This is a genomic window from Ramlibacter sp., assembly GCF_013697775.1.
Lineage (GTDB): Bacteria > Pseudomonadota > Gammaproteobacteria > Burkholderiales > Burkholderiaceae_C > Ramlibacter.
This window is the reverse complement of sequence record NZ_JACCWG010000325.1, coordinates 1-5300: the sequence shown is the minus strand read 5'-3', so window position 1 is coordinate 5300 and position 5300 is coordinate 1. Positions and strand designations below refer to the sequence as shown.

At 67.7% G+C, this 5300-nt stretch carries 7 protein-coding genes; all 7 read right to left on the bottom strand.

Features of this window, described 5'->3' with window-relative positions; genetic code table 11:
* Nucleotides 1–120: 120 nt before the first annotated feature.
* Complete coding sequence (locus H0U68_RS16595; protein WP_296357555.1) at nt 121–942, bottom strand: hypothetical protein; 822 nt, start codon at nt 940–942, stop codon at nt 121–123.
* On the bottom strand, nt 939–1205 hold the full coding sequence (locus H0U68_RS16590) for a phosphopantetheine-binding protein (protein ID WP_296357553.1): 267 nt from the start codon (nt 1203–1205) through the stop codon (nt 939–941). Before H0U68_RS16590 ends, H0U68_RS16595 begins: the two co-directional genes overlap by 4 nt.
* A 7-nt stretch (nt 1206–1212) precedes the next feature.
* Nucleotides 1213–2136 carry a chlorinating enzyme gene (locus H0U68_RS16585; RefSeq protein ID WP_296357551.1) on the bottom strand — a complete coding sequence of 308 codons (924 nt, stop codon included), beginning with the start codon at nt 2134–2136 and terminating at the stop codon, nt 1213–1215.
* 21 nt (nt 2137–2157) lie between these two features.
* Complete coding sequence (locus H0U68_RS16580; RefSeq protein WP_296357549.1) at nt 2158–2409, bottom strand: acyl carrier protein; 252 nt, start codon at nt 2407–2409, stop codon at nt 2158–2160.
* Nucleotides 2402–3946 carry an amino acid adenylation domain-containing protein gene (locus tag H0U68_RS16575; protein WP_296357547.1) on the bottom strand — a complete coding sequence of 515 codons (1545 nt, stop codon included), beginning with the start codon at nt 3944–3946 and terminating at the stop codon, nt 2402–2404. Before H0U68_RS16575 ends, H0U68_RS16580 begins: the two co-directional genes overlap by 8 nt.
* Nucleotides 3947–3974: 28 nt before the next feature.
* The gene (locus H0U68_RS16570; RefSeq protein WP_296357545.1) at nt 3975–4859 is read right to left on the bottom strand and encodes an alpha/beta fold hydrolase; all 885 of its coding nucleotides are present in this window, start codon (nt 4857–4859) and stop codon (nt 3975–3977) included.
* A gap of 239 nt (nt 4860–5098) precedes the next feature.
* Nucleotides 5099–5300, bottom strand: a 202-nt coding sequence (locus tag H0U68_RS16565; RefSeq protein ID WP_296357543.1) for a hypothetical protein, incomplete at its 5' end; no start/stop codon positions are given.

Sequence of the window (5300 nt, the reverse complement as noted above, 5' to 3'; positions counted from 1 at the left end):
CGATGCGCCCGTGCCCGATGCGCGGCGCGCCGGCGTGCCGCGCGAACTGCGCCAGCGCGCGCCCGATCATGTCGGGCGCAAGGCCGGACGGGGCGAAAACAGGCTGGGCTGCGGCGGCCATCAGTGGAACATCCGCCATTGGCCGTCGTGCCAGACGATGAACGAGCCCAGCGTCTGGCGCACCGTGGTGCACTGCTCCACCGCGTGCATGGCCCGCGTGTTCAGCACGTTCAGCTGCCCCGGCCGGCCCTTGATGACGACCTTGGGCACGCCTTCCAGCGCCCCGATGCGCCGGGTGCGCGAGAACTCGCTCATCAGGTCGTCCAGCGCGGGGCGTGTGGGCGCGCGGTAGTCCCAGATCACCAGCCCGGCGCCGTTCTCCGCGTCCCGGACCGACAGGAACAGGGAGATCTGGTCGAAGCCTTCGTCGTAGCCTTCCTGGATGGGCCAGCGCTCGGGCTCGCGCCCGAAGTGGATGGCGTCGCAGTGCGGCGGCACGCTGTACAGGCCGCCTGCGATCGGCTGGTATTCGCGCTTGGACACCAGCGGCAGTTCGCCCCACTGGCCGACCCGCACCGGGCCGGCGCCCAGCTCGCGCTCGCACAGCTGCACGAACCGGGTCCGGCGCAGCGCCGCGTTGCAGCGCGCCGCGTAGGAGAAGTAGTCGATCAGCCCCGGCACCAGCTGCTCCTTCACCAGCCGCTGGGTCGGGCCGATCGCGAGCCCGGATTTCCCCGCGCCCGGAAAGCTCTGGTGCTGCGTCACTTCGGGAAAGGACGCGTCGTTCCACCAGCCATCGAGCTCGGCCGGCTCGGCAACGTCCAGCAGCACCGCGGCGGCCTGCCGGTCGCGGATCATCAGAGCCGCGTCGGCGAGCGACATCCGCCCCTGCCGCTGCGGCTGGCCGAAGGCGTGGATTTCGGCTTGGTAGGTAGTGCTCATCGCGCCTCGCTCCTCACAAGGGCCTGCACGGCCTCGGCGAAGTCGGCCAGCAGCGGGTGTTCGTAGAGCAGCTGCATCGGGCATTGCACGCCCAGCACGTTCTCCAGCTGTTCGGTCAGCAGCGCCACCGACAGCGACGAGCCGCCCAGGTCGAAGAAATTGCGGTTCATGTCGGCGTGGTCCAGGCCCAGCACCTGCGCCGCCGCCTGGGCCACGGCCGCGTGGACCGGCGGCTTCATGGCCGTTTCGGCAATCGTGGACATGGCCGCCTCACGCCATCTGGGGCGCCGCGAACGGCACGCCCCGCATGTTGCGGTCCACCCGGCGGTTGTGGCCGTAGTGGTCTTCGCCGGCCACCAGCACCACGCCGAACTTGTCCAGGCTGATCTTGCTGCCGTACTCGTCCACGGTGTCGGTGTCGGGGTACACGCGCACCGAGGCCGGCACGTAGCGGCTGGTGTAGCCCAGGCGCGTGCGGTCCTTGGTCGAATTGGGGAACGAGGAGTGCATCAGCGTCGACCAGAAGATCACGCACTGGCCCGGCTCCATCACCATGGACACGGCCTTGCTCTCGTCGGGCTTCCAGTCGGGGTCCTTCTGCAGGCTGCGGTAGTCGTAGCCGAAGAAGCCGCGCTTGATGCCGTCTTTTTCCAGCGCGTTCACGTTGCCGGGGTCGAACGCCATCTTCTTGGACTCGTCGTAGAACATTTCCTCGTGGGTTCCCGGCATGAAGCGCAGGCAGCCGTTCTCCTCGCTGGCCTCGGTCAGCGCGGTCCAGGCGGTGATGGCGCCGCCGAAGCGGGTGTCGCCGGGCCACACGATCTGCGGCTGGCCCGAGGCATGGGCGAAGGTGTCGGCCTGGTGCCAGTCGGTGCCTTCGTCGCCCGGGTATTTGGGAAACATCTCCGAGCGCCAGCAGACAACGTCGGGGCCGAGGATCGAGGTCAGCCGCCCCACGATGCCCGGGTGGCTGACGTGCTCGCTCAGCAGGTTCACGTCCAGGTGCCGGTCGTAGTTGGCGATGGCGCTTTGCGGCGGCAGCGCGTACACCGCGTGGTCGCGGTTGAACAGCTCGGCGCGGATGACCCTGTAGCGCTCGCGCGCTTCCTCGGGCGAATAGAGGGTGAAGGGGCCGATGTAGCCTTGCGCGCGAAAGCGCGTGATCTCGTCGGCGCTCAGTTTGAATTCGTTCATGTGTTGGACTCCTGGGTGTGGCTAGCCGGCGCTGAGTTCTTCGGCCACGGCGCGGTAGATGCGCGACCAGCCGGCCATGGACGGATGGAGCATCAGCTCGCTGGTGGCGGCCTTGCAGCCCAGCGCTTCTTCGATCTTCAGCTGCATGTCGACAATGGTCAGCGAGCTGGCGCCGCGGCTGAAGAAGTCTTCGTCCTCGCCGAAATCGGCGTAGCCGAGGGTGTCGATGCAGATGCGCTGGACGACTTGCGCCACGTCGTGTGGTTCAGCCATGGTGTTCTCCTGTGTGTTGGGTGATGGAAGTGGTGCGCTGGCGGTCGACCTTCCCGTTGGCGTTCAAGGGCAGTTCGGCGCAGACCGTGATGCGCTCGGGAATCATGTAAGCCGGTGCCGCCTTGCGCAGCTCGCCGCGGATGAAGGCGACCATGTCGTTGCCCCGTTCGGCGCTCTGGATGAAGGCCTCCAGGCAGGTGTCGCCGTTGGCGTTGCTGCGGACTTCGACGATGTTCTCCTCGGCGCCGGGAATGCGCCCGATCAGGGCCTGCACCTCGTCCACCGACACGCGAAAGCCGCGGATCTTGGTCAACCGGTCGCGCCGGCCCAGGAAGTGGATCAGGCCCTCGGCGTCGCGGCGCACCAGGTCGCCGGTGCGGTACATCAGGCTGCCGTCGGGCTGCGGCACGAAGGCCGCGCGCGTCGCGTCTGGCGCGTTGAGATAGCCGAGCGCGACGCCCAGGCCGCCGGCGCACAGCTCGCCTTCCTCGCCTTGGGGCACCGGCTGCCTGTTCGCATCCAGGATGTGGACCTGCGTGCCGCTGATGGCGCGGCCGATAGGCACCGGCTCGGTAGGCCGGTTCGCGCGCGTCATTGCGTGGCAGCAGGTGAACGTGGTGTTCTCGGTGGGCCCGTAGCCGTTGATCACGGTGATGCCCTCGCACGCATCCAGCACCGCGTTGATGGCATCGGCGCGCAGAACGTCGCCGCCCGCCAGCAGCACCCGCAGGCCCGGGAACATGTCGATGCGCCGCCGGACCATCATGTGGAACAGCGCGGCGGTGAGCCACAGGACGGTGACGCCTTCGGACCGCACCCGCTCGACCAGCCTGTTGGGATCGAAAGCGGCATCGTCCCAGACCACCAGCTTCGCGCCATTGAGCAGCGCGCCCCACAGCTCGAAGGTGGACGCATCGAAGCTGATCGGCGAGAGCAGCAGCAAGGTGTCGCGCGCATCCACGCGGATCCAGTCGGGGTCGCAGACCAGCCGGATCACGGCGCGGTGCGGCACGACCACCCCCTTGGGGCGGCCCGTGCTGCCGGAGGTGAACATGACGTAGACGGCGCTCTCGCCGCTGGCGTCGCCATCACGGCCGCCATCCACGTCCTCGGTGTCCACATCGCGCGCGGCCAGCAGCCCCGCCGCATCGATGCGCGCGACCTGCAGTTCCCCGGCCCAGGCGCCGTCGTCGCTGGGTGCGACAAGCATGTGGCGCGCCCGGCACTGCTGCAGGCAGTCGCGCTTCATCGCCTCGGGGTTCACGGGGTCCACCGGCACGAAGGCGGCGCCGGCCTTCATGATGGCCAGCATCGCCACCACAGCTTCCACCGAGCGCGGCAGGCACATCGGAACGGTGTCGCCGGGCTGCACGCCCGCCGCGACCAGGCGCTGCGCCAGGTGCCGGGCGCAGTTGTCCAGTTCGCGGTAGGTCAGCCGCGCGTGGCTTCCCACCAGCGCGGTGGCGTCGGGCGTGCGGTGCGCCTGCGCGGCGAATCTGCGGTGGACGGTTGCGCCGGAATCGGTCTGCGGTGTCATGGCATGCATTCGCGTCGATGGAGCGGTGTCAATGGAGGAAGAACGCGGACAGCAGCGAGGTCATGGCCTGCTGGCCGCGGCACAGTTCGTAGTGGTCGCCGTCCACGGTCATCACGCCGCGGGCGCCGGGCAGCCGCGAGGAGACGATGTAGGCGCTGTCGACGCCCACCTGCCGGTCGTCGCGCGCGGCCACGACCAGCGTGGGCTGTGGCACCTCCTGCGCAACCCGCAGGAAGTCCACGCCGCGGTAGGCCAGGTAGTTCATGCCGTAACGGTGCAGGTGCTCGGCACTGGAAAACGGCAGCGAGACGAAGGCCTCGAATTCCGAGGCCGGCGCCTTGCGCCCGGCGGCGGCGATCTTCTCGGCCAGCATGCGCGCGCGCGCCATGCTGGATGCGGCGGCGGGCAGCAGCAGGTCCACCTCGCGCTGGAAGGCGCTTTGCCGGCACAGCGTGGGCGGCAGCATGTATTCGCCGCTGACCAGCGCCAGCCGGCGGATCCGGCGTGCGTTGCGCGCCGCCGCGAGCATCGCCACGCCGGCGCCCGAGCAGTACCCCACCACGTCCACCTGCGCGGGCGCATCGGGCCGCCATGTGCGCGACTGCGCGATGACGTGCGCCATGTCGCGCGCGTGCGTGTCGGCCTCGATGGCCGCGCCGTGGGCGTCGGCGTCCAGGTCGAGCACGAAGCGCGACTCCCAGGTGATCACGTTGAAGTCCGCGGCCAGCACCGGATACAGCCGGTTGGCGATCTGGTGGCGCACGCCGAACGGCAGCACCAGCACCAGGTCTGCGCGGTCCGCGCGTGCGTCCGTGTGGAACACGTTCAGCGGCCGGCCATCGAAGCTCGGGATGCGGCTCTTGCGCATGAGCGGTTCGGTGTCCGCCGACTGGATACCAATTGCAGATTGCATTGGGGCATCTTATTGGCGTTTTAGAAGTTAATTGGGATGCCATTGAATGGCAACGAGATGGGTGCGGTTAAACCACCCGTTCGCCTTAATTGCACGCGCGGATGGATGCAATGGAAAACCAAATACCGCAACGTCTTCTAGAGGTAATAACGGAGGTATGCATGCATATTTGCAGGGCCGGAAAGCGGTATTTGAATCGTAATTTTTCGCCAGCGATTAATTGCATCCCATTGTTGATCTCATGCATGGATTACGCGCCGATATGGATCGGTGAATGCGTTACAGGCGGCCTTCTTGCGGCGCCCGCGACGCTGGCCTAGTGTCCTGTCCCGTAAATAACAGGCATTAATCGTGCTTGCTCTTGCGGTATCTTTCGAGCGGAGATACGCAATGAGAACGGGCAGGCCAAAGGCGGATTTGATCTTGTCGGACGAGGAGCGT